Genomic DNA, 21337 nt, shown 5'->3' with positions numbered 1-21337 from the left:
GTCCCCTGTTAATGGCTAGACACTGCAGCGGCTGCATGGGCAAGACCCCCTGCATCAAGCGCGGCATTGTAGTTTTCGATAAGGGCACCAACGGACGCAGACGTCACATCCAGCACTGCTGCTGGGTAGAACCCGAAGAAGATAGTTAAAATGATCAGCGGAGCGAGGATCAGCTTCTCACGGCCTGTCAGGTCCAGCATGGACTTGAGGCTTTCCTTCTCCAACGCACCAAACACGACGCGGCGGTAAAGGAACAAAGCGTAAGCAGCAGACAGGATCACACCAGTCGCAGCGAAGAACGCCACCCACGTATTTACCTGGAACACACCAATCATAGTCAGGAACTCACCCACAAAGCCGGCGGTACCTGGCAGACCAACGTTTGCCATGGTGAAGATCATGAACGCCACCGCATAACGAGGCATGTTGTTCACGAGACCACCATAAGCCGTAATCTGACGGGTGTGCATCCGGTCATAAATCACACCAACACACAGGAACAGTGCGCCAGAGATCAGACCGTGAGCCAGCATCATGAAGATCGCGCCTTCAATACCCTGCGCGTTGGCAGAGAAGATACCCATGGTCACGAAGCCCATGTGAGCAACGGATGAGTAGGCAATCAGCTTCTTGATGTCTTCCTGAGCCAGCGCCACCAGAGAGGTGTAGATGATCGCAACGACAGACAGTGTAAAGATGAACGGTGCGAACATATCACTGGCGATTGGGAACATTGGTAGTGAGAACCGAAGGAACCCATAGCCACCCATCTTCAGCAGGATCGCAGCCAGAACAACAGAACCAGCCGTCGGTGCTTCCACGTGAGCATCTGGCAACCAGGTGTGAACAGGCCACATTGGCATCTTCACTGCAAAGCTTGCGAAGAAGGCCAGCCACAACCACGTCTGCATCGCTGCCGGGAATTCGCTCTCGTTAAGAAGAGTTGGAATATCCAGTGTACCAGCCTGCCAGTACATGGCCATGATAGCCGCCAGCATCAGCACGGAGCCGAGCAAGGTGTACAGGAAGAACTTGTAGCTTGCATAAACGCGGCGCGGACCACCCCAAACACCGATGATCAGGAACATCGGAATAAGGCCAGCTTCAAAGAACACGTAGAACAGAACCAGATCCAGCGAACAGAACACACCGATCATCAGTGTTTCCAGTACAAGGAAAGCGATCATGTATTCCTTGACGCGGGTCTGAATGCTTTCCCAGCTCGCCAGAATACACAGCGGCATAAGGAAAGTAGTCAGGATCACGAACAGCATGGAAATGCCGTCAACGCCCATGTGGTAGGTGAAGGTATCACCAAACCAGTTGTGCTTCTCCACCATCTGGAAGCCAGGGTTCTCGTTGGTGAACCCGCCCCAGATGAACAAAGAGACGATAAATGTGAAACTCGTCGTAATCAGCGCAACACGCCGAATATTCGTTTTCGCATCTGGGTCATCTCCCCGCACCAGCAGGATGAAGAACACACCGACCAGTGGGAGAAATGTTGTGATGGAAAGGATGGACCAGTCGTTCATTAATGAACTCCCCCACCGGAGAACATGGCCAGGGTCACGAAGAAGGCAACCCCGATCAACATGGCGAATGCGTAGTGATAGATGTAGCCAGACTGCAGGCGAACAACCCAACCGGTAACCTGCTGAACGCGTGAGGCAACACCGTCAGGACCAAGTCCGTCAATCACAGTGCCGTCACCGCGCTTCCACAGGAAGCGGCCAAGAGCCAGGGAAGGTTTTACGAACAGGAAGTCATAAAGCTCATCGAAGTACCACTTGTTCAGGAGGAACAGGTACAGAGGCTTATGACGCTCTGCCAGAGCCTTCGGCATATCTGGTTTAGCGATGTAGAAGAGGTAAGCGATGATGAAACCGCCAGCCATTGCAAGCCATGGGGAAAGCTTCACGAGCCAATGGACGTGATGCATTTCTTCAATGACTGCGAGCTCACTGTTCGTACCGCCAAAAACATTCTTCCAGAAGCTGAGATAGTCAGCACCAATAAAGGCATCCTTGAACACCATACCGGCAAAAGCAGCACCAAGTGCAAGCAACAGCAGCGGTACAAGCATAACCCATGGGCTCTCATGGATGTGTTTCATCACATCAACAGAAGCGCGGGTCTTGCCGTGGAAGGTCATGAACACCAGACGCCAGCTGTAGAAACTGGTCAGCGCAGCTGCAAGTACCGTTGCCCAGAAGGCATAGGACGCAAACATGTTGTGACCAACATAAGCAGCTTCAATGATCGCATCTTTGGAGATGAAGCCAGCTGTACCGATGTAGGTAAACGGAATACCGAAACCAGTCAGTGCCAGCGTACCAATCATCATGGTCCAGTAGGTCCATGGAATGTGCTTACGCAGACCACCCATCTTACGCATGTCCTGCTCGTCAGACACAGAGTGAATGACGGAGCCAGCGCATAAGAACAGCAGCGCTTTAAAGAACGCGTGTGTGAACAGGTGGAAGATACCAACACCGAACGCACCAACACCCAGCGCCACGAACATATAACCCAACTGAGAACAGGTGGAATAGGCAATCACGCGCTTGATATCGTTCTGCACACAGCCAATGGTCGCTGCAAAGAAGGCAGTCGTCGCACCAAAGAAGGTCACAACAGTCAGAGCCGTTGGCGCAAGTTCAAAGATTGGCGCAAGACGCGCAACCATGAACACACCAGCCGTCACCATGGTCGCTGCGTGGATCAGCGCGGAAACAGGCGTTGGGCCTTCCATCGCATCCGGCAACCAGGTGTGAAGCAGAAACTGAGCTGATTTACCCATGGCACCCATGAAGAGCAGCAGACAGACAACTGTCAGCGCCGCTTCAGGCATCAACTCATAACCAAGGAAGTTCAGAACAGGCTCTTTATTCTCAAGAAGAGAAGGACCGCTGCTGAAAATCGTTGCGAAGTCGATGGAACCGTACAGGTAGAAAACACCGAAGATACCCAGAGCGAAACCAAAGTCACCCACACGGTTGACGATGAATGCTTTCATCGCAGCCGCATTGGCAGAAGGTTTCTTGTACCAGAACCCGATCAACAGATAGGATGCCAGACCAACGCCTTCCCAACCAAAGAACATTTGCAGCAAGTCATCAGAGGTGACCAGTGCCAACATTGAGAAGGTAAAGAAGGACAAGTATGCAAAGAACCGCGGACGATGCGGATCGTGGTGCATGTACCCGATAGAGTAAATGTGAACCAGACAGGAAACGGAGTTCACAACCACCAGCATCACTGCGGTGAGTGTATCAACACGAATTGTCCAGTTAACCGATAGATCCCCAGAGGTGATCCAGCGGAAAATTGTCACAATCTGCGTGCTCTCCGACCCAAGGCCGTATTGAAAAAACACCACCCATGACAAAAGGGCTGCGACAATCATGAAGCCGCTGGTGATGTACTCGCTGGCTTTGACCCCAAGCCGATTGCCGAACATTCCGACAATCAGGAAGCCAAGCAACGGCAGAAAAACGATTGCTGAAAACATCCGCCCCTCAGCCTTTCATCATATTGATGTCTTCCACGGCAATAGAGCCGCGGTTACGGAAGTAAACAACCAGAATAGCAAGACCAATGGCCGCCTCTGCTGCTGCAACGGTAAGAACCAGGAGCGCAAAGATCTGACCAACCATGTCCTGCATGAAGTAGGAAAATGCCACCAGGTTGATATTAACTGCGAGCAATAAGAGCTCGATAGACATCAGGATCACGATGACGTTCTTTCGGTTGAGAAAGATGCCAAAGATCCCGATGGTGAATAGGATCGCTGCGACCCCGAGATAGTGCGCTATGCCAATTTCCATGGGCGCCTCTCAGTGCTCCCCGTGTTCTATTCAAATTCCGGAGAAGGAACCCTCAAGAGGAAGGCCTTTTCTCCGGCACGAATTAATGATGAAGACCCGTTACAAACGCGTCTTACAACCCCTTGCCTCTTTCAACTTTGACCACTTCGATCGAAGTTTCAGGACGACGGGCAACCTGCTCAGAGATGTTCTGACGGCGTACGCCCGGCTTATGGCGGAGGGTCAATACAATCGCACCGATCATTGCAACCAGCAGCACCAGACCAGAAACCTGGAACCAGTAAATGTAGCGGGTGTAAAGCAACTCACCGATAGCGGCGATATTTTGTGTCTGCTCAACAGGAGGTGTCGGGGCGGACCCTTCACCTAACATGCCAGGAGCGATGTACCAGCCACTGGCAACCATCAAAAGTTCAGCCAGCAGAATTGCACCAATCAGCGCGCCGATTGGCAAGTACTGCAAGAACCCCTGACGCATTTCGGCAAAGTCAACATCCAGCATCATGACCACGAACAGGAACAGCACCATGACCGCACCCACGTAGACAACAACCAGAAGCATCGCCAGATACTCGGCACCAATCAGTACAAACAACCCGGCTGCATTAAAGAAGCACAGGATGAGGAACAGCACTGAGTGAACCGGATTGCGAGAAGCAATCACCATGAAGGCAGAGGCCACCGCAAGTGCGGCAAACAGATAGAAAAACAGGGCCTGCAAAACCATTTTTAGGTTGCCTTTGTCCTATTGTCTCGCCCGGTCAGTGCAAAGCCCCAACCGGACACAATCCACTCCCGTTACCTTAACGGTACGGAGCATCCAATTCGATATTGCGAGCGATCTCACGCTCCCAACGCTCCCCATTCGCAAGCAGCTTGTCCTTGTCGTAGAACAGCTCTTCCCGCGTCTCGGTCGCAAATTCAAAGTTCGGGCCTTCCACGATCGCATCCACCGGACACGCTTCCTGACAGAACCCGCAGTAAATGCACTTGGTCATGTCAATATCGTAGCGAGTGGTACGGCGTGTCCCGTCATTACGACGAGGTCCAGCTTCAATCGTAATGGCCTGCGCAGGGCAGATCGCTTCACACAGCTTACAAGCAATGCAGCGCTCTTCTCCATTCGGATACCGGCGCAAGGCGTGTTCACCGCGAAAACGCGGGCTTACAGCACCCTTCTCAAAGGGATAGTTAATCGTCGGCTTTGGCTTGAAGAAATAACGCATGGCAAGAAAAAACGCCGATACGAACTCCTTCAAAAGCAACGACTTTGCGGCCTGTCCCAGTCCCATAGCCTTTACAGCCCTTTCTTGATCGAACATGCCACCGGCATGGAAGATCGATTACAATCCAAGAGAACCTAGGGGCACTTCCAAGAAGTCATACTAGGTTCTCGTTACCCTTTCCTCTCGAATTAAGGAGCAATACTAGCTCCGGCGAGATATCCGATAATCGGAATCCCGATTATCGTCAGGGTAAAAATGACTTTGCGGATCGTCGGTTCCGCCAGCTCAACCCAACCTTTTTCAGCTGGGTTGCGCTCTTTTCCTTTGTTGATGGCTGCCTCCATAAATCCAAGAAGGAGACGGTAGTTCAGCCATCCAAGGTAAATTCCCATGACACCGCCGATTAACCCGGCGATGGAAATCATGCTCCGAACCCACCCACTGGCGGGGTCCAGCCCATGAACATCAGCACGAAGGCCACGATGAACACCATTGCCAGTGACAGCGGCAGGAAGACTTTCCAACCCAGGCGCATCAGCTGGTCATAGCGGTACCGAGGGACCATTGCTTTGGCCATGGAGATGAAGAAGAACACCAACAGACACTTGAGCAGGAACCAGACGATACCAGGCACCCATGTGAATGGTGCGATATCCAATGGAGGCAACCAGCCACCCATGAACAGGATGGTCATCAGACCACACATCAAGGAGATCGCCACATACTCACCCAACATGAACATCATGTAAGGGGTAGAGCCGTATTCAACCATGAAGCCTGCAACCAGTTCAGATTCCGCCTCTGCCAGATCGAATGGCGGACGGTTTGTTTCAGCAAGTGCGGAAACAAAGAACACCACGAACATCGGGAACAGCGGCAACCAGTACCAGTTCAAAATAGACAACCATGGAACGCCCAGCACGTGAGCAAGCCCGCGAGCCTGCTGCGCATAAACGATCTCGGTCAGGTTCAACGAACCAACGCAAAGCAGAACAGTCACGATCACGAAGCCGATAGACACTTCGTAAGAAACCATCTGAGCCGCAGAACGTAGAGCTGACAGGAACGGGTATTTGGAGTTGGAAGCCCAACCACCGATGATCACGCCGTAAACTCCAAGGGAGCTGATCGCGAACACATACAAAATACCCACGTTGATGTTTGCAATCACCCAGCCATCTGCAACAGGCATAACCACCCATGCAGCGAGTGACAGAACCACTGTAATCAGCGGCGCAAACAAAAACAGGAACTTATCAGATCCCGATGGGATCACTGGCTCTTTCAAAACGAATTTCAAAAGATCCGCAAAACTCTGCAGCAAGCCCCAGGGGCCAACAACGTTAGGACCACGACGGATCTGGACAGCAGCCCAGATCTTACGGTCAGCGTATAGAATGTAAGCAACGATCAGCAGCAGCACGACCATCAACAACACGCTCTGGAAGAGCATGATGATCAGCGGCCAGCCATAATCCCAGAAAAAAGCTTCCATGCTCACCGTCCCCTTATTCCGCCGCCTCAGCTCGGCGCTGCATGGCAAGTGCGGAACACTCGGCCATCACCGCTGAAGCTCGGGCAATCGGGTTGGTTAGATAAAAATCATTGAATGCCTGTGCGAAACCGGCACCATTCATGTCACCACCGCGTGCGGCAAGCTTGGAAACATCCGAAGCAACACCGGTCGCGATGCAATTTACATTCGCCATATGAGGAACTGCCTCAACAACAGCACCGCGCAACTGCGCAAAGCTGTTGAAGGAAAGTGGCTTACCAAGTGCACCGGAAAGCGCACGAATGATTGCCCAGTCCTCACGTGCATCACCAGGAGGGAATGCAGCACGGTTTGCCAGCTGTACACGGCCTTCCAGGTTCACAAAGGTCCCTGGTTTTTCGGTGTAAGCAGCGCCTGGCAGAATAACGTCAGCGCGGTGTGCACCACGGTCACCGTGGGTACCGATGTAAACAACAAACGCATCACCAAAGGAAGACATGTCCAGTTCATCTGCGCCAAGCAGGAACACAACATCAAGGTCGCCTTTGGCAGCTGCGTCTTGAATACCGCCAGTATCCAGACCGCCCTCACCCGGAACAAGTCCGATATCCAAACCACCAACGCGGCTGGCAGCAGTGTGCAGAACGTTAAAGCCGTTCCACTCATCGCTCACAGCACCAACGCTTTCAGCAAGCTTGGCAGCAGCAGCCAGCACAGCTGCACCGTCTTCACGGGCAATCGCGCCTTCACCAACGATAATCATTGGATTCTTCGCGTTCTTCAGGACCTCTGCAAATGCATTCTTGCCAGAAGCAAGATCCGCCAGAGTGTCCGGACCAGCACCGAGGTAATCCACATCATAAGTCAGGTCTGCAGGCTGGCCAATCAGACCAACTTTTGCACCGCTATGACGCCACACCTTGCGGATGCGAGCATTGAGAACAGGCGCTTCAACACGTGGATTAGCACCCACGAGAAGAATTACATCAGCGTCTTCAATACCTTCCACGGAAGAGTTAAACAGATAGGTTGTCCGGCCAAGCGATGGATCAAGCTGTGCACCATCCTGACGGCAATCCATGTTGGCGGAACCAACACTCTCCATCAAAGCCTTCAGAGCGAACATCTCTTCAACAGTTGCAAGGTCACCAGCAATTGCAGCAGTTTTAGAACCACCAACCGCTTTCACCTTGGCCGCAACCGCATTCAGAGCGTCAGTCCAGCTCGCAGGAGCCAGCTTGCCCCCCTGCTTCACATACGGGCGATCCAGACGTTGTGTCTTCAGACCGTCCCAGATGAAGCGGGTTTTATCGGAGATCCATTCCTCGTTCACCTCTTCATTGAGGCGAGGCATGATGCGCATGACTTCTTTACCGCGTGTATCCACACGGATAGCAGAGCCAAGAGCGTCCATCACGTCGACGCTTTCTGTCTTCACCAGTTCCCATGGACGAGCATTGAACTCGTATGGACGGGAAGTCAGAGCACCAACCGGGCAAAGGTCAATCACGTTGCCCTGCAGCTCGGAGGAAAGCGCTTCTTCAAGATAAGTGGTAATCTCGGCATCTTCACCTCGGCCAATCAGGCCCAGCTCAGAAACACCGGCAACCTCGGTCGTAAAGCGAACACAGCGCGTGCAGTGAATGCAGCGTGTCATGATCGTCTTCACAAGCGGACCGACATATTTATTTTCAACTGCGCGCTTGTTTTCCGCATAACGGGAACTATCTACACCGTAAGCCATGGCCTGATCCTGAAGATCACACTCACCGCCTTGGTCACAGATAGGGCAGTCCAGCGGGTGGTTGATCAGGAGAAACTCCATCACACCTTCTCGCGCTTTTTTCACCATAGGAGATTTTGTAAAAATCTCTGGTGGCTGGCCTTCTGGTCCCGGACGCAGATCGCGCACGCCCATTGCACAAGAGGCAACCGGCTTTGGCGGTCCGCCTTTTACTTCTACAAGGCACATGCGGCAGTTGCCGGCTACTGAAAGCCGGTCATGAAAACAGAACCGAGGAATTTCCGCGCCGGCCTCTTCACAGGCCTGCATAACGGTATATTCCGCAGGAACTTCAATTTCTTTGCCGTCGACGACAAGCTTGGTCATGCGTTGGCATCCTCACCCTTAGCTTCTTTAGCCCGATAAGCTTTAAGAAGCTCAGTCACTTCAATTCCATCGATGGTCATGCCCTCCAGCCGGCAGCTTTTGAGTTTAGCGCCAGCCAGATTGGCATTTTCAAGGATCAGCCCAGAAAGATTGACTTTCTCGACTGACCAACCAGAAAGGTTTGCATCAAGGATAGACCAACCTGAGAGATTAACGTCCTTGATGCGGCCACCGGACAGGTTCACATTCGTGAAAGAACAACCAGACAGATTGCAATCCACAAACAAAGAACCGGAAAGGTCGCTTTCGCTCACATTCAGACGTTTTTTCTCATTGCTGATCTTCATATCCCCTACTCCGCTGCAATCTTGTCGGTCGGTGTGCGCTGCGTAGCAACGTATTGATCGATCCGATCTTCAATCACAGGGCGGAAGTTTTTGATCAAACCCTGAATAGGCCATGCAGCCGCATCACCAAGCGCGCAGATCGTATGACCTTCCACCTGCTTAGTTACTTTGAACAGCATGTCGATTTCTTCATAAGAGCTCTCGCCCTTGACCATCCGCTCCATCACGCGCCACATCCAGCCCGTACCTTCACGGCACGGCGTACACTGACCGCAGCTCTCATGTTTGTAGAAGTAGGACAGACGGGCAATCGCTTTGATGATGTCCGTGGAGTTGTCCATCACGATCACAGCAGCTGTACCCAGAGAAGAGCCAACTTCGCGCAGACCGTCAAAGTCCATCTTGGCGTCGCGGATCTCTTCGCCCTTCACACAAGGAACAGAGGAACCACCCGGAATAACCGCCAGCAGATTGTCCCAGCCGCCGCGGATGCCACCGCAGTGCTTTTCAATCAGCTCTTTGAACGGAATCCCCATGGACTCTTCAACAGTACAAGGTTTGTTCACGTGTCCGGAAACACAGAACAGCTTTGTACCAGCGTTGTTTTCGCGGCCAATACCGGAGAACCATGCACCACCGCGACGCAAGATGGTCGGAGCAACAGCAATGGATTCCACGTTGTTCACTGTGGTTGGGCAGCCATAGATACCCATGTTCGCAGGGAACGGAGGCTTCAGACGCGGCTGACCTTTTTTACCTTCAAGACTTTCCAGCAGTGCAGTTTCTTCACCGCAGATGTAAGCCCCTGCACCGTGGTGCACGTAGATATCAAAGTCGTAGCCGTTCTTGTTGTTCTTGCCGATCAGGCCAGCATCATATGCCTGATCAATCGCAGCCTGCAGGCGCTCACGTTCACGAATGAACTCGCCGCGCACGTAAATGTACGCCGCAATAGCACCCATCGCGAAACCAGCAAGCAAGCAACCCTCAACCAGATGGTGAGGATCGTGACGCATGATTTCACGGTCTTTACAGGTGCCCGGCTCGGACTCATCTGCATTGACCACGAGATAGGCTGGACGACCATCGCTTTCCTTCGGCATGAAGGACCACTTCAGGCCAGTCGGAAAGCCCGCACCACCACGACCACGAAGACCGGAAGTCTTCATTTCGTCAATGATCCAGCTGCGACCTTTGTCAATAATGTCTTTGGTACCAGACCATGACCCGCGCTGACGAGCTCCTTCGAGCCCCCAGTCATGCAGACCATAGATATTGGTGAAGATACGATCGGAATCGTTCAGCATCGCTTACCCCTCACCTTTCGCTTTGGCTTCCTGAGCTTTGCGGTGGCTCTCCAAGAACTCCGCAACACCAGCCTCAGCTGGACGAGGAACACCAGTATAACCAGCACCGCCAGTATTCAGAGCAGCACCTGCATGGTGCCGTGACGCTGCATCGGAACCGTCAACAACGATAGCTTCCTGAGGTGCACCCTTTGTGGTGTCCTCAATGTTCAGCAATGTGGTTGGACCACCCTCTGGCGCCGCGAATATACGGTCAACACCCTGAGGGCCCGGCAGAACCGGCTTTCCGCCTGCAATGTCATCAAGAAGCTTTTCAAACTTCTCAACATCCAGATCCTCATAGAAGTCTTTGAAGATCTGCACCATCGGCGCGTTTACACAAGCACCAAGGCACTCAACCTCTTCCCAGGAGAAGTTTCCATCTTCGGAAAGGGTATGAGGGGTCTCAGAGATCTTGCTTTTACAAACTTTGATAAGCTCTTCAGAACCACGCAGCTGACAAGGGGTCGTACCACACACCTGAATGTGTGCTTTTTTACCGACCGGCTGCAGCTGGAACATGGTGTAGAAGGTAGCCACTTCCAGAACACGGATGCGAGGCATATCGAGCATTTCAGAGATCGCACGGATCGCTGGCTCGGTCACCCAACCAACCTGCTCTTGCGCACGCCACAGAATTGGTACGACAGCAGAAGCCTGACGCCCTTCTGGGTAACGCGCGATAACCTTATTCGCCCATTCCAGATTTTCTGGAGAGAACTCAAAAGACTCTGGCTGTTCGTGATGAAGACGACGCACTGACATTACCGGTCAATCTCCCCAAATACGATATCGATGGAACCGATGACAGCGGCAACGTCAGCCAACATATGGCCGCGGCACAGGTAATCCAACGCCTGCAGGTGAGCAAAGCCAGGAGCCTTGATCTTGCAGCGGTAAGGCTTATTGGTTCCATCAGAAACGAGATACACGCCGAATTCGCCTTTTGGCGCCTCAACGGCTGCATAAATCTCGCCTTCAGGGACTTTATAACCCTCGGTGTAAAGCTTGAAGTGATGGATCAGAGCTTCCATGGAGCGCTTCATTTCACCACGCTTTGGTGGAACCACTTTACCATCGGCAGAAGAAACAGGGCCAGTTTCCTTACCCAGCATCTCCAGACACTGCTTAATGATGCGAACAGACTGGTGCATCTCAAACATGCGGATCAGGTAACGGTCGTAACAGTCACCGTTCTTACCGATTGCAATGTCGAATTCCATCTCATCGTAGCACTCGTAAGGCTGCGACTTGCGCAAATCCCACTTCGCACCGGAACCACGAACCATCACACCGGAGAAGCCCATAGCCCAGGCTTCATCAAGATCAACAACGCCGATATCAACGTTACGCTGTTTGAAGATACGGTTGTCAGTCAGAAGGCCTTCAATGTCGTCAAGGGTTTTGAGGAACGGATCACACCAGTTCCACATATCCTCAAGCAACTGAGCAGGAAGATCCTGATGCACGCCGCCCGGACGCACATAAGCCGCGTGCATACGAGCACCACAACCGCGCTCATAAAACGCCATAAGCTCTTCGCGAGGCTCAAAGCCCCACAGCGGCGGTGTCAATGCACCAACATCCATCGCCTGCGTGGTCACGTTCAAAAGGTGTGACAGCAAACGTCCAATTTCAGAGTAAAGCACACGGATCAGCTGACCGCGCTTTGGCACTTCAATGCCCAGCAAGCGTTCAACTGCAAGAGCAAAAGCATGCTCCTGATTCATTGGTGCTACATAGTCCAACCGGTCGAAGTAAGGCACAGCCTGAAGATAGGTCTTGTGCTCGATCAGTTTTTCAGTACCCCGGTGCAGCAGACCGATGTGCGGATCAACGCGAGTGACCACCTCACCGTCCAGTTCAAGAACCAGACGAAGCACACCGTGCGCCGCAGGGTGCTGCGGACCAAAGTTAATATTAAAGTTTCGTACCTGAGCCTCAGCCATTCTCTACCCGTGCCTCAGTTCGATGCTTTTTCATCACCAGGAAGCACATAGTCAGTACCTTCCCATGGTGAGAGGAAATCAAAACTACGGAATTCCTGAGTAAGCTGCACAGGCTCATAAACAACACGCTTCTTGGTGTCGTCATAACGAACCTCTACATAACCTGTCAGAGGAAAATCCTTGCGAAGCGGGAAACCGTCAAAACCGTAGTCAGTCAGCAAGCGCCGCAGATCCGGGTTACCGGTGAACAGAATGCCGTACATATCGTAGGCTTCACGTTCAAACCATTCAGCACCCTTGAAAATGGAGATAACAGAAGGAACCGGAGTGGCCTCATCTGTCTGAACCTTCACGCGAACGCGCAAGTTCTGAACGGGGGAAAGCAGGTGGTACACAACGTCGAAACGTTTTTCCCGAGCTGGCCAGTCCACACCGCAAATATCAACCAATGCTACAAAGCCGCACCGCGCGTCATCGCGCAGGAAACGCAAAACATTGATAATCTGATCATGGGACACATTAAGGGCCAGATCGCCATAAGCAACCGACCAGCCCTTAACTTTGTCTCCAAGCGTTAGCTCGATAAATTCACCGAGTTCGCTAAGCGTCTCGTCCATTACCTTGTTTCCTATAGGTTGGACATCTCACAAATGGCAAGGAACCCCATGCCAGCAATGTCGATAAGGCCGCGCACCACGAAAGTGCACGACCTGTAATTTATCTTTCAATCGTACCCGTACGGCGGATCTTCTTCTGCAGCAGCAGCACACCATAAAGCAGCGCTTCAGCAGTTGGAGGACAACCCGGCACATAGATATCAACCGGAACAACCCGGTCACATCCGCGTACAACAGAATAGGAATAGTGGTAGTAACCGCCGCCATTTGCACATGATCCCATGGAGATCACATAGCGAGGCTCTGGCATCTGGTCGTAAACCTTACGCAGCGCAGGTGCCATTTTGTTGGTCAGTGTTCCTGCAACAATCATCACGTCAGACTGACGTGGGGAGCCACGAGGAGCAAAGCCGAAACGCTCTGCGTCATAACGCGGCATCGACATCTGCATCATTTCCACTGCACAACAAGCAAGACCAAACGTCATCCACATGAGCGAACCGGTACGTGCCCACTGAATCAGACTTTCACTGGAAGTAACCAGAAAACCTTTGTCAGAAAGCTCGTTGTTCACATTCATGAAGAACGGATCATTTTCGCCCACCGGGCGGCCTGTGTTGGGATCAATGATCCCTTTTGGAGCTTCAGAGACAAGAGGCTTGGAGCCGTCAGAGATCAATCCCATTCCAGCGCTCCCTTCTTCCATTCATAGATGAACCCAATCGTGAGCACGCCCAGGAAGATCATCATGGAAACGAAGCCAAACCAGCCCAGTCCGCCATAAGCAACAGCCCATGGGAAGAGGAAAGCAACTTCGAGATCAAAGATGATGAAGAGGATCGATACCAGATAAAACCGGATGTCGAATTTCATACGCGCGTCATCAAAGGCATTAAAGCCGCACTCGTAAGCGGAGAGCTTCTCAGAATCTGGATTCTTGAAAGCTACGATAAACGGGGCAATGAGAAGCGCGAGGCCAATAACGAGGGCAACACCGATAAAGACGACAATCGGGATGTACTCCCTGAGGAGGTCTTCCATTTGTATATCCGTCCCTGGACGTAACAGGTCATGCGACCAATAAAACTCTTGGTGCACTGCACACACGGCAGAAAGTAGGGCGTAAGATTTGGAAGGACACCCTAGGATCCGGTGTATCTAGTCGCACCGCAACGCACGATTAGCTTAGCCCCACCATCTGCGCAAGACCTTACAACGGAGTAAATCGGGTCGGAAAGAGTGCCTTACGCCGCGAGAAGATCACATTCTCGAGAGGCGGGCACTAAAAAGCCGCTAAAAACCTAGAGATATATATTATGAGTACAATACTCATATTAAAATAGAAAAATGACGTTTTCTAACAATTGCTTGGGAAAACTACTCAAGACTTAAAATCGGACAATAAAATTGGTGCATTTTCCTGCGTAGTTCTGCGTAAATAGTCAAAATGTCTCAATTGAAGAGTCGCGGGGCAATACCCATGGGCCTGCACTACTTGCTACACTTTAAGTCCCTGCCCGCAAAAACTTGTCCGCTAAATCCGCGATTTAAGACAGCTCCCCTACCCTAATTATAAGACAGCAAAGCTTTGGCAAAAGACATGGGCAGATAATGCAATAAAGCTCAGAGAAGATGAGCCAGAATACACGAAAGCACGGTGCGCTATTTAAAGCGAACACCGTGCTTTTCGTAGTAAATGAAAGTGGCGCGAGTGACGGGACTCGAACCCGCGACCTCCGGCGTGACAGGCCGGCACTCTAACCAACTGAGCTACACCCGCAACTCTCATTTATGTGTTTGTTATAGCAGCTACTTCTCAAAGAGAAGTGGCGCGAGTGACGGGACTCGAACCCGCGACCTCCGGCGTGACAGGCCGGCACTCTAACCAACTGAGCTACACCCGCAGCTATAACAGTTTGCTTGGACTGAACACCTCTTCCCAAGGGAAGTGGCGCGAGTGACGGGACTCGAACCCGCGACCTCCGGCGTGACAGGCCGGCACTCTAACCAACTGAGCTACACCCGCTCAATCCAAACTACCTTCAACAACACTTTGCTTTCCTGCGCCGCTTCTCCTAAGGAAAAGTGGCGCGAGTGACGGGACTCGAACCCGCGACCTCCGGCGTGACAGGCCGGCACTCTAACCAACTGAGCTACACCCGCTTGGGTCAGCAACGTTGTGTCGTTGTTGGTGGCGCTGATTTACGGCGGGGGCGGGTCCAAGTCAAGCGAAGTTGGATCGACTTTGCGAGTTTTTCCTGAATAACTTGTTTTCACTGTGAAAATTGGCCTCGAAATGCGTTCAGATGTGGAAAACAAGACTGCATATCACCCATTTTATCCCCTTCTGGACTCAAGGACTTTTTGGCTAGCCCTGAAAAAAATCTTATTCGCCATCAATGAAAATTCGAAAACCGCCTCAAAAAAGTCAAATCTCGTAATTCTACTTAGCGCGGGGCGGCTCCTGCGATAAAGTCAGGAACAATCATCTCAATCAAAATACAAAAAAGTCGACAGTCCAATTCATTTCAAGGACCGGTTTTATGGGCACATTTTTCAAAGCGCTTGCTCTCGTAGCAACAACAGCTGTCGCAATCCCCTCACCCACTCAGGCTGATACAGGGGACTTCATCATCGGGCTCGGTGTAAGAGCGATCGGAAACACGATCATCGATGCAACTCAACAACCAACCCCACATGTCGTCACCGCTCAATCCCAGCAGGCGCGCAGCATTCCCCGCATCGCAACCCAGCAAACAGTGGCTCTCAGTCGCATTCAGCTGAAAGACGTCCAGTATCGCCTCAATCTGCTTGGCTACAACGCCGGTTTTCCAGATGGTGTAGCTGGTAAACGCACCTTGCGCGCAATAGGCAGATTTCAAAGCACCCTTGGTTACGTGGCAACCGGGCGGCTTACACAGTCTCAACTGGAAGAGCTTTACACCCGCACGCAAAAGAAACGCTATCAGAAAACCCAGATCGATCAGGCGCAACCAACACCAGCTCAACCACCTCTGCCCCAATCTAATCCTGGCGGGTATTCGGAGGCGGAAAAAGCAACAGTCAGAATCCCAAAAGAAAACAAGCTTGCGCTGGACCCCAAAAATCCACCCAACATTTACGGTCTGATCACTGGCATGCGCAGTGACGAAACTGCGGGCTTTCTAAAGACAGAAGGCTATGAGGAGTGCGTGGAGACAACCGGACTGACCATCTGCAAGAAAGCAACCAAGAACCTTGAGGAAACCGTCAGCGTCAGTAAGGTTGGAAACATCATCTACGGACTGAGCCGCACTGTGAGCTTCAAGACTGCCGCCCCAAGATCTGCAGTCCTAACCAAACTGGCAGAGGCCTACCCCAACCTCACCCGCTTCAAAAAGATGGCAACGTCCAGCTCCAAAACCTGCCTGGAGCACCACAGTGGCGATGGGGCTAGTTTATTAGCACCTGCAGAGGCCAATCCATCCGACCCTGAAACGCTTCTGACACTTACCGAAAACTGCCGCAACTTCTACGCCATTGAGCTAGAAGGCACCCGCAACCTCAAGTCCATGCGCATCACCCTCTACGACGGTCACCCCATCCAACTCGCAGAGGAAGAGCAAACCGGCATTTTCCAAACCAAATCCGAAGCCGCGGATGAGCTAAAGTTCTGATCAGCCTATGCCTTTGTATTGGCCTCAGACCATTTGGGGCCAATACAGCAAATGCCCCCCAATCTCCCTCGTCAGGATTAACTCCCCACAAGTGAGAGATTATTCCTGCTACATACACAGTTAAAGTAGCCTCAAAAATTCATTTCTGCTCACCCGCAAATTTGTCCTTTTGGGAGCTCCAGAATGTTCAAAGTAAAAGCGCTGGCTCTGCTGGCTGCACTGTGTCTGTGCGCAACATCAGCCACTTCAGCCTCACTGCATAAACTCGAAGAATTCAAACCTCACGTCTCGTATGAAAAGACATCCTATACCTTTCCGTTTCTCGCCAAAGAAATTGAGGCGGCAAGCTATGATGCTAACGGATCTCTTGGATACATCCTCGTCGCATCAGACTCAGCAGATAATCTCGTTATCTCTACATGGCAGTCCAATGTCACAACACCAGTAGATCTGGTCAATCGAGGCAAAGCGCGCAGTGTTTCCGTCGCAAAGATCGACGACACCCATTTCATCACGCCCGTCATTGATGGAGGCAACAAGCTCAGGGTCATTCTCTGGAAGATCACAGGAAACGGGGAAATCACATATCGTGGTTTTCGCTCCGGCCCGGAAGTTACAGAAGTAACCTCTGCAAGCTCTGGCTCAGCTGCCATGGTCGTCGCTCAACGAAAGAACGGCACCTTGTTTGCACAAGCCTTCAAAGTGAAGCAAGCAGAAGACATCCCGACTGAAAAAGCACTCGACCGTCGCGGCATATATAATTTTGCCGGCTCCGCCGACCAACTCACCATGAGTGACGGAACCGCAAATCTCCTCGCCTTCCGCGATGGTGATGGAAAACTGCGAGTTACTCGACTGCGCAAACGCCAGAACGCATCTGTGATCGAACGCGGACCAACACTTGTAAGCATGGGCCAAATTCAGAAAGCCGCAATTACTGCTGCCGATGGCACTCCGAATGGCCGATGGATCACCCTATCAACAAGCAAAGGCCCCAGTGAGTTCAAAACAGGGCATAAATGTTTGGGCCAGACCATTCATAAAGAACCCCATGGGCGTGGCAAGCTAATCGAATGGGATATTGGAACCGACGGCACCCAGTACCTCCGCCGAAGGGCTGAGCGTGAGTTTCAGGGCAGCGGAGGCGTCGCAAAGGAAGTCGCCGTAGAAGTGATCGGCAATGGCAACTATCTGGTCAGCAGCCACCTGGGCTTTGACACCTTCTGCAAAAGAAACCCGAAAAACCGCGGCAAACAGCGAATGGAGGTCCACCTATGGGATCACGCTGGCACCACCTATGACAAAGACACCTCAGGCCGCATCAACGGCAAATACTACGACGTCGCCATCGCTGAGTTTCGCCCCATTCAGAACTACAACGCAAACTTCGTCGTAGCCCTCATCGGCGAAAACCAACAGGTCAAACTGACCATCTGGGGTGTGAAGTAGCTCAATCCTGAACCATCAAGGCAATTCAAGAGCTACCAGACAAAGAAGGCAGCCTCTTCAGGGAAGCTGCTTTTTTTGTGCATCAACAAGTCTCCAGGGGTTTGCTTCAGTGCCTCTTCAGAGTGCCAACACCTTAAATCATTGCCTGAAACAAACCTTCTCGCATGAAGTACATTCATGGAAGGCTTACAAGAAACATCAGATAGGCATCGAATTTACCCGCATACTCAAAAATATCAGCATTTAAAAATCTCAACCTAGGGGTGAAATAATTAATTTATTTCAACTTACATTTTTTAGAGTTTGAGATAAATTTGCTGCAAGCGGATCTTTCCCGTCTTTCTTTTGATTTTATAAGTGTGCAAGGCAACAAAATGCGCAAAATGACTAAGCTTACTTCTGCTCTCTGCCTCTCTTTAGCAATCAGCACCACCACCGCCCGTGCAGGCTCCGAGGATTTCATCTTCGGCCTCGGTGCAGGCATTATTGGTAGCGCTATTGTAAACGGTGCCAAAAAGAACGCGCCAGCTCAGACGCAGAAACGAACAACACGGAAAAGAAGTAGTTTTTCAGCTGAGACACAGGACATCCAGTTACGCCTGAGCATGCTGGGCTTTGATGTGGGCACACCAGACGGCGTATCAGGCCGCCGCACACGCAACGCCATACGCCAATTCCAAATTTCCATCGGTGCTTATGCAAATGGTAAGCTCGATAACAGACAAATTGCCAAGCTCTATGAACTGACAACACCACAACAGCCAGCAGCACCAACACCTGTCGCAGCCTCCACACCAGCACCTGTGGCGGTCGTTGCCCCAGCGCCGGTGATAGCAGCACCAGTTGCAACAGCCGCTCCATCACAGCAAATCAACATCACAATACCTGTTACGCCCGGCGCAAACACAACCAACAACGCCCAGGTCGTGAATGTCACTCCGAACGTGTCATCAAAGAACGAAACACAAGTCGCAGTGACCTCCTCCAAACGCCTCGCTCTTGACCCAGCCAACCTTCCGTCAATTCACGGTCTGACCGTTGAGCGCTTTGAGCATGACGTGCAAGGCCTGCTGGAAAAAGTCGGATACCAGGGGTGCGTAGTGGATGAAACGAAGACTGTGTGTTCACTGGAGAAAGACACACTCTCTGAAACCGTAAGTGTGCTTACTCAAGATGAAAACATCTACGGCCTGCAACGTGAAGTCAGCTTCAAAAACCCGGCTCCCCGCGCTGCAATCATGGGCAAGCTGCTGGATGCCTACCCGGTGCTCACGCATTTTGAGAATATGACTGCCACACAGGATAAAACCTGTCGCATTACTTATGTCAACAACAGCGGCGAGCTCCTGAAGCAGGCTCTGGAGAAACCATCCAACGCAGAAGCGCTGCGCCAGCTGTCAGACAACTGCAATGACTACCACAGCCTGGAGGTCTTTGGAGAAGACACTGTGAGTGGCATACGCCTCGTGTTTTACAGCAGCAAGCCAATTAAGGATGCGATTGAAAACCGTAAGGGCGCGTTCCAGATTTCCTCAAAGCCAGCACAAGACCTGACTTTCTAATAGACACAGCACAAGCTAAAAATAAAAGGCAGCCTCCTCAGGGAAGCTGCCTTTTATTTTGCGTCAAAGCTTTAAGAAGCTCACCAGTCATGGCGATTGCGTACGATCAGGGCGGTCATAAGGCCAAAGAACGGTGGAAGACCAGCATGTTCCAAACCAAACCAGAAGCAGCCAGCAAGCGCCTCCTTTTGTAGGCCTTTCAAAAGTTCCACAAACAGGAAAAGTCGGCCCTCTGCGCAACAGCATTAGAAACTCCTCAAGATCTGATTTCACAATTGCGTGTCAAATCAGCCCATCGGGGAGTTTCTTGCGTTTGGATTGACCCTCCTCCTGCAGCACTCACTACGCATTCACTGCTCTGCCAATATTCGAGTCACTTGCGGCACACCCAACGCGATCACAAACACTTAAGACAAAAACTGAAAACCAAATCATGCAGCTGCAAAGCAAAGCATGCCTTACCAAGAACAATGAGGGATTCTGCGATGAAAACTGCCACAAAATTTCTACTGGCTACGACAACAAGCTTGTGCCTGCTGACCACGCAGTCAAGCGCTAGTGAGGAAGATTTTCTGCTCGGTCTTGGCCTCGGCGTTGCGGGCGCAATTGTGGCAGATGAAGCGATCAGCGATGACGTCTACGTGGAGGAGGTCTATATAGAGGAGGTCTATATAGACGAACCAGACCTCTATGTTGATGACAACGGAGATATCTATGTCGACGACTACGATGACTTCTATGAGGAGGATATCTACGTAGACGAAATCTATGTAGAGGACGTTTATATAGAAGTGCCGCACGTTGTAATCCCTCAGGTCACTCCCCGTCACCAACCCGCACAGACCCAAACACGCAAGCCATCCCAAAACCAACGCAAGGTCGGTTCACCTCAAACTCGTGGTATTCAGGTTCGTTTGAATAGTCTTGGATATAACGCAGGGAAACCCGATGGCATTCCTGGCAAAAAAACACGCAATGCGATCTCCCGCTTCCAAACCTCCCTCAATCATCCCGCCACAGGAAAACTAACTAACGTAGAGATTGCTGCTCTGGTTGAAAAAACTTCGAACCTCAACTCGAAAAAACAGCCCCAGAAAACTGAACAGTCTGCGAAAGAAGCAAGAAAAAAGGATTCAGTGAAGACCGCTGGAAAAATGCCAAGCATTCACGGGATGACCACAGGCGCTCCATTTGCCGGAACAGCAGAAAATCTGACAAAGAAAGGCTATTCCAACTGCCAGATTAAAACTGGCACTGTGAGCTGTACCCGCACAACAAAAAGTTTGAAAGATCAGATCACCGTCGGTTCAATTGACGGATCTGTCTATGCAATCCAGCGTTCCGTTCATTTTATTGAACCTGTTCCGCGGAAAGAAATTGAACATAGAATAGCCTCTGCTTATCCAAACCTCATCAATCAAAACAACATGATCCAGGCAAGCTCAGCGCACTGTCTCACAAACTATCAGCAAAGCCCTTCATCTCTGGCTCTGTCAACACTGAAGACACCACGGGAAGTGCAGCAACTTTTAGCCGCAGCGAAGTCATGCTCTTACCTCTATGCAATCGAGATTGACGATAAAGATCCGGCGAGTAGATTGGATATTGTGCTTTATTCAGCCAAACCAATCCAGTCCGCCCTCCATAAGAAGACAGATATCTTCGGTGCAACGACCGAGAAAACCAAAGACTTGACCTTCTGACAACATCCTTGAAGCTAAAACTGGCTTAGACACAAAAAAGGCTCTGA

At 51.4% G+C, this 21337-nt stretch carries 19 protein-coding genes and 4 tRNA genes; 4 read left to right on the top strand and 19 right to left on the bottom strand.

Going from position 1 to position 21337, the window contains the following annotated elements; all coding sequences use genetic code 11:
• Nucleotides 1-8: 8 nt before the first annotated feature.
• From DHN43_RS19650 to DHN43_RS19560, 19 genes are all read right to left on the bottom strand, one after another.
• The gene (locus tag DHN43_RS19650) at nt 9-1535 is read right to left on the bottom strand and encodes an NADH-quinone oxidoreductase subunit M (RefSeq protein ID WP_057465601.1); all 1527 of its coding nucleotides are present in this window, start codon (nt 1533-1535) and stop codon (nt 9-11) included.
• Nucleotides 1535-3514: an NADH-quinone oxidoreductase subunit L gene (gene nuoL / locus DHN43_RS19645; protein ID WP_057465602.1), complete on the bottom strand. Its 1980-nt coding sequence runs from the start codon at nt 3512-3514 to the stop codon at nt 1535-1537. Before nuoL ends, DHN43_RS19650 begins: the two co-directional genes overlap by 1 nt.
• A gap of 7 nt (nt 3515-3521) precedes the next feature.
• Nucleotides 3522-3830, bottom strand: a complete 309-nt coding sequence (gene nuoK / locus DHN43_RS19640) for an NADH-quinone oxidoreductase subunit NuoK (protein ID WP_057465603.1) — start codon at nt 3828-3830, stop codon at nt 3522-3524.
• 112 nt (nt 3831-3942) lie between these two features.
• Complete coding sequence (locus DHN43_RS19635) at nt 3943-4557, bottom strand: NADH-quinone oxidoreductase subunit J (protein ID WP_057465604.1); 615 nt, start codon at nt 4555-4557, stop codon at nt 3943-3945.
• A gap of 76 nt (nt 4558-4633) precedes the next feature.
• Nucleotides 4634-5122 (bottom strand): NADH-quinone oxidoreductase subunit NuoI, encoded by a 489-nt coding sequence (gene nuoI / locus DHN43_RS19630; protein WP_057465605.1) that lies wholly within the window; start codon nt 5120-5122, stop codon nt 4634-4636.
• 122 nt (nt 5123-5244) lie between these two features.
• Nucleotides 5245-5481 carry a hypothetical protein gene (locus DHN43_RS19625; RefSeq protein ID WP_057465606.1) on the bottom strand — a complete coding sequence of 79 codons (237 nt, stop codon included), beginning with the start codon at nt 5479-5481 and terminating at the stop codon, nt 5245-5247.
• Complete coding sequence (gene nuoH, locus DHN43_RS19620; RefSeq protein ID WP_057465607.1) at nt 5478-6551, bottom strand: NADH-quinone oxidoreductase subunit NuoH; 1074 nt, start codon at nt 6549-6551, stop codon at nt 5478-5480. Before nuoH ends, DHN43_RS19625 begins: the two co-directional genes overlap by 4 nt.
• A gap of 13 nt (nt 6552-6564) precedes the next feature.
• Nucleotides 6565-8661 carry an NADH-quinone oxidoreductase subunit NuoG gene (gene nuoG / locus DHN43_RS19615; RefSeq protein WP_108819758.1) on the bottom strand — a complete coding sequence of 699 codons (2097 nt, stop codon included), beginning with the start codon at nt 8659-8661 and terminating at the stop codon, nt 6565-6567.
• The gene (locus DHN43_RS19610; RefSeq protein WP_108819757.1) at nt 8658-9008 is read right to left on the bottom strand and encodes a pentapeptide repeat-containing protein; all 351 of its coding nucleotides are present in this window, start codon (nt 9006-9008) and stop codon (nt 8658-8660) included. The genes nuoG and DHN43_RS19610 overlap by 4 nt, the downstream gene beginning before the upstream one ends.
• 5 nt (nt 9009-9013) lie before the next feature.
• A complete protein-coding gene (gene nuoF / locus DHN43_RS19605; RefSeq protein WP_063289021.1) occupies nt 9014-10315 on the bottom strand; it encodes an NADH-quinone oxidoreductase subunit NuoF in 1302 nt (433 codons plus the stop codon).
• A 3-nt stretch (nt 10316-10318) separates the two neighbouring features.
• A complete protein-coding gene (gene nuoE, locus DHN43_RS19600; protein WP_057465611.1) occupies nt 10319-11119 on the bottom strand; it encodes an NADH-quinone oxidoreductase subunit NuoE in 801 nt (266 codons plus the stop codon).
• Nucleotides 11119-12303 (bottom strand): NADH-quinone oxidoreductase subunit D, encoded by a 1185-nt coding sequence (locus DHN43_RS19595; protein WP_063292452.1) that lies wholly within the window; start codon nt 12301-12303, stop codon nt 11119-11121. Before DHN43_RS19595 ends, nuoE begins: the two co-directional genes overlap by 1 nt.
• 14 nt (nt 12304-12317) lie before the next feature.
• Complete coding sequence (locus DHN43_RS19590; RefSeq protein WP_057465613.1) at nt 12318-12920, bottom strand: NADH-quinone oxidoreductase subunit C; 603 nt, start codon at nt 12918-12920, stop codon at nt 12318-12320.
• A 100-nt stretch (nt 12921-13020) separates the two neighbouring features.
• A complete protein-coding gene (locus tag DHN43_RS19585) occupies nt 13021-13605 on the bottom strand; it encodes a NuoB/complex I 20 kDa subunit family protein (protein ID WP_057465614.1) in 585 nt (194 codons plus the stop codon).
• The gene (locus DHN43_RS19580) at nt 13596-13961 is read right to left on the bottom strand and encodes an NADH-quinone oxidoreductase subunit A (protein ID WP_057465615.1); all 366 of its coding nucleotides are present in this window, start codon (nt 13959-13961) and stop codon (nt 13596-13598) included. The genes DHN43_RS19585 and DHN43_RS19580 overlap by 10 nt, the downstream gene beginning before the upstream one ends.
• A gap of 662 nt (nt 13962-14623) precedes the next feature.
• Nucleotides 14624-14700 (bottom strand) — tRNA-Asp (locus DHN43_RS19575).
• A 47-nt stretch (nt 14701-14747) separates the two neighbouring features.
• Nucleotides 14748-14824 (bottom strand) — tRNA-Asp (locus DHN43_RS19570).
• Between the two features lie 45 nt (nt 14825-14869).
• Nucleotides 14870-14946: transfer RNA gene (locus DHN43_RS19565), tRNA-Asp, on the bottom strand.
• Nucleotides 14947-15006: 60 nt separating this feature from the next.
• Nucleotides 15007-15083, bottom strand: a tRNA-Asp gene (locus DHN43_RS19560).
• A gap of 380 nt (nt 15084-15463) precedes the next feature.
• Between DHN43_RS19560 and DHN43_RS19555 the strand changes: the two genes are divergently transcribed.
• The 4 genes from DHN43_RS19555 (at nt 15464) to DHN43_RS19540 (ending at nt 21290) form a co-directional block, all read left to right on the top strand.
• Nucleotides 15464-16576: a peptidoglycan-binding domain-containing protein gene (locus DHN43_RS19555; protein ID WP_108819756.1), complete on the top strand. Its 1113-nt coding sequence runs from the start codon at nt 15464-15466 to the stop codon at nt 16574-16576.
• Between the two features lie 183 nt (nt 16577-16759).
• A complete protein-coding gene (locus DHN43_RS19550) occupies nt 16760-18025 on the top strand; it encodes a hypothetical protein (RefSeq protein WP_108819755.1) in 1266 nt (421 codons plus the stop codon).
• A gap of 383 nt (nt 18026-18408) precedes the next feature.
• Nucleotides 18409-19587, top strand: a complete 1179-nt coding sequence (locus DHN43_RS19545; protein WP_159096944.1) for a peptidoglycan-binding domain-containing protein — start codon at nt 18409-18411, stop codon at nt 19585-19587.
• 485 nt (nt 19588-20072) lie between these two features.
• Nucleotides 20073-21290 (top strand): peptidoglycan-binding domain-containing protein, encoded by a 1218-nt coding sequence (locus DHN43_RS19540; RefSeq protein WP_159096942.1) that lies wholly within the window; start codon nt 20073-20075, stop codon nt 21288-21290.
• Nucleotides 21291-21337 lie beyond the last annotated feature (47 nt).

This window comes from Pseudovibrio sp. Alg231-02, assembly GCF_900143565.1.
Classification (GTDB): Bacteria; Pseudomonadota; Alphaproteobacteria; order Rhizobiales; family Stappiaceae; genus Pseudovibrio.
This window is presented reverse-complemented; position numbering and strand designations above follow the sequence as displayed.

What these genes read in the sequence shown, in the direction of transcription:
- DHN43_RS19650 (WP_057465601.1), bottom strand. Translation starts at nt 1,535, where the DNA reads ATGAACGACTGGTCCATCCTTTCCATCACAACATTTCTCCCACTGGTC.
- nuoL (WP_057465602.1), bottom strand. Translation starts at nt 3,514, where the DNA reads ATGTTTTCAGCAATCGTTTTTCTGCCGTTGCTTGGCTTCCTGATTGTC.
- nuoK (WP_057465603.1), bottom strand. Translation starts at nt 3,830, where the DNA reads ATGGAAATTGGCATAGCGCACTATCTCGGGGTCGCAGCGATCCTATTC.
- DHN43_RS19635 (WP_057465604.1), bottom strand. Translation starts at nt 4,557, where the DNA reads ATGGTTTTGCAGGCCCTGTTTTTCTATCTGTTTGCCGCACTTGCGGTG.
- nuoI (WP_057465605.1), bottom strand. Translation starts at nt 5,122, where the DNA reads ATGGGACTGGGACAGGCCGCAAAGTCGTTGCTTTTGAAGGAGTTCGTA.
- DHN43_RS19625 (WP_057465606.1), bottom strand. Translation starts at nt 5,481, where the DNA reads ATGATTTCCATCGCCGGGTTAATCGGCGGTGTCATGGGAATTTACCTT.
- nuoH (WP_057465607.1), bottom strand. Translation starts at nt 6,551, where the DNA reads ATGGAAGCTTTTTTCTGGGATTATGGCTGGCCGCTGATCATCATGCTC.
- nuoG (WP_108819758.1), bottom strand. Translation starts at nt 8,661, where the DNA reads ATGACCAAGCTTGTCGTCGACGGCAAAGAAATTGAAGTTCCTGCGGAA.
- DHN43_RS19610 (WP_108819757.1), bottom strand. Translation starts at nt 9,008, where the DNA reads ATGAAGATCAGCAATGAGAAAAAACGTCTGAATGTGAGCGAAAGCGAC.
- nuoF (WP_063289021.1), bottom strand. Translation starts at nt 10,315, where the DNA reads ATGCTGAACGATTCCGATCGTATCTTCACCAATATCTATGGTCTGCAT.
- nuoE (WP_057465611.1), bottom strand. Translation starts at nt 11,119, where the DNA reads ATGTCAGTGCGTCGTCTTCATCACGAACAGCCAGAGTCTTTTGAGTTC.
- DHN43_RS19595 (WP_063292452.1), bottom strand. Translation starts at nt 12,303, where the DNA reads ATGGCTGAGGCTCAGGTACGAAACTTTAATATTAACTTTGGTCCGCAG.
- DHN43_RS19590 (WP_057465613.1), bottom strand. Translation starts at nt 12,920, where the DNA reads ATGGACGAGACGCTTAGCGAACTCGGTGAATTTATCGAGCTAACGCTT.
- DHN43_RS19585 (WP_057465614.1), bottom strand. Translation starts at nt 13,605, where the DNA reads ATGGGATTGATCTCTGACGGCTCCAAGCCTCTTGTCTCTGAAGCTCCA.
- DHN43_RS19580 (WP_057465615.1), bottom strand. Translation starts at nt 13,961, where the DNA reads ATGGAAGACCTCCTCAGGGAGTACATCCCGATTGTCGTCTTTATCGGT.
- DHN43_RS19555 (WP_108819756.1), top strand. Translation starts at nt 15,464, where the DNA reads ATGGGCACATTTTTCAAAGCGCTTGCTCTCGTAGCAACAACAGCTGTC.
- DHN43_RS19550 (WP_108819755.1), top strand. Translation starts at nt 16,760, where the DNA reads ATGTTCAAAGTAAAAGCGCTGGCTCTGCTGGCTGCACTGTGTCTGTGC.
- DHN43_RS19545 (WP_159096944.1), top strand. Translation starts at nt 18,409, where the DNA reads ATGACTAAGCTTACTTCTGCTCTCTGCCTCTCTTTAGCAATCAGCACC.
- DHN43_RS19540 (WP_159096942.1), top strand. Translation starts at nt 20,073, where the DNA reads ATGAAAACTGCCACAAAATTTCTACTGGCTACGACAACAAGCTTGTGC.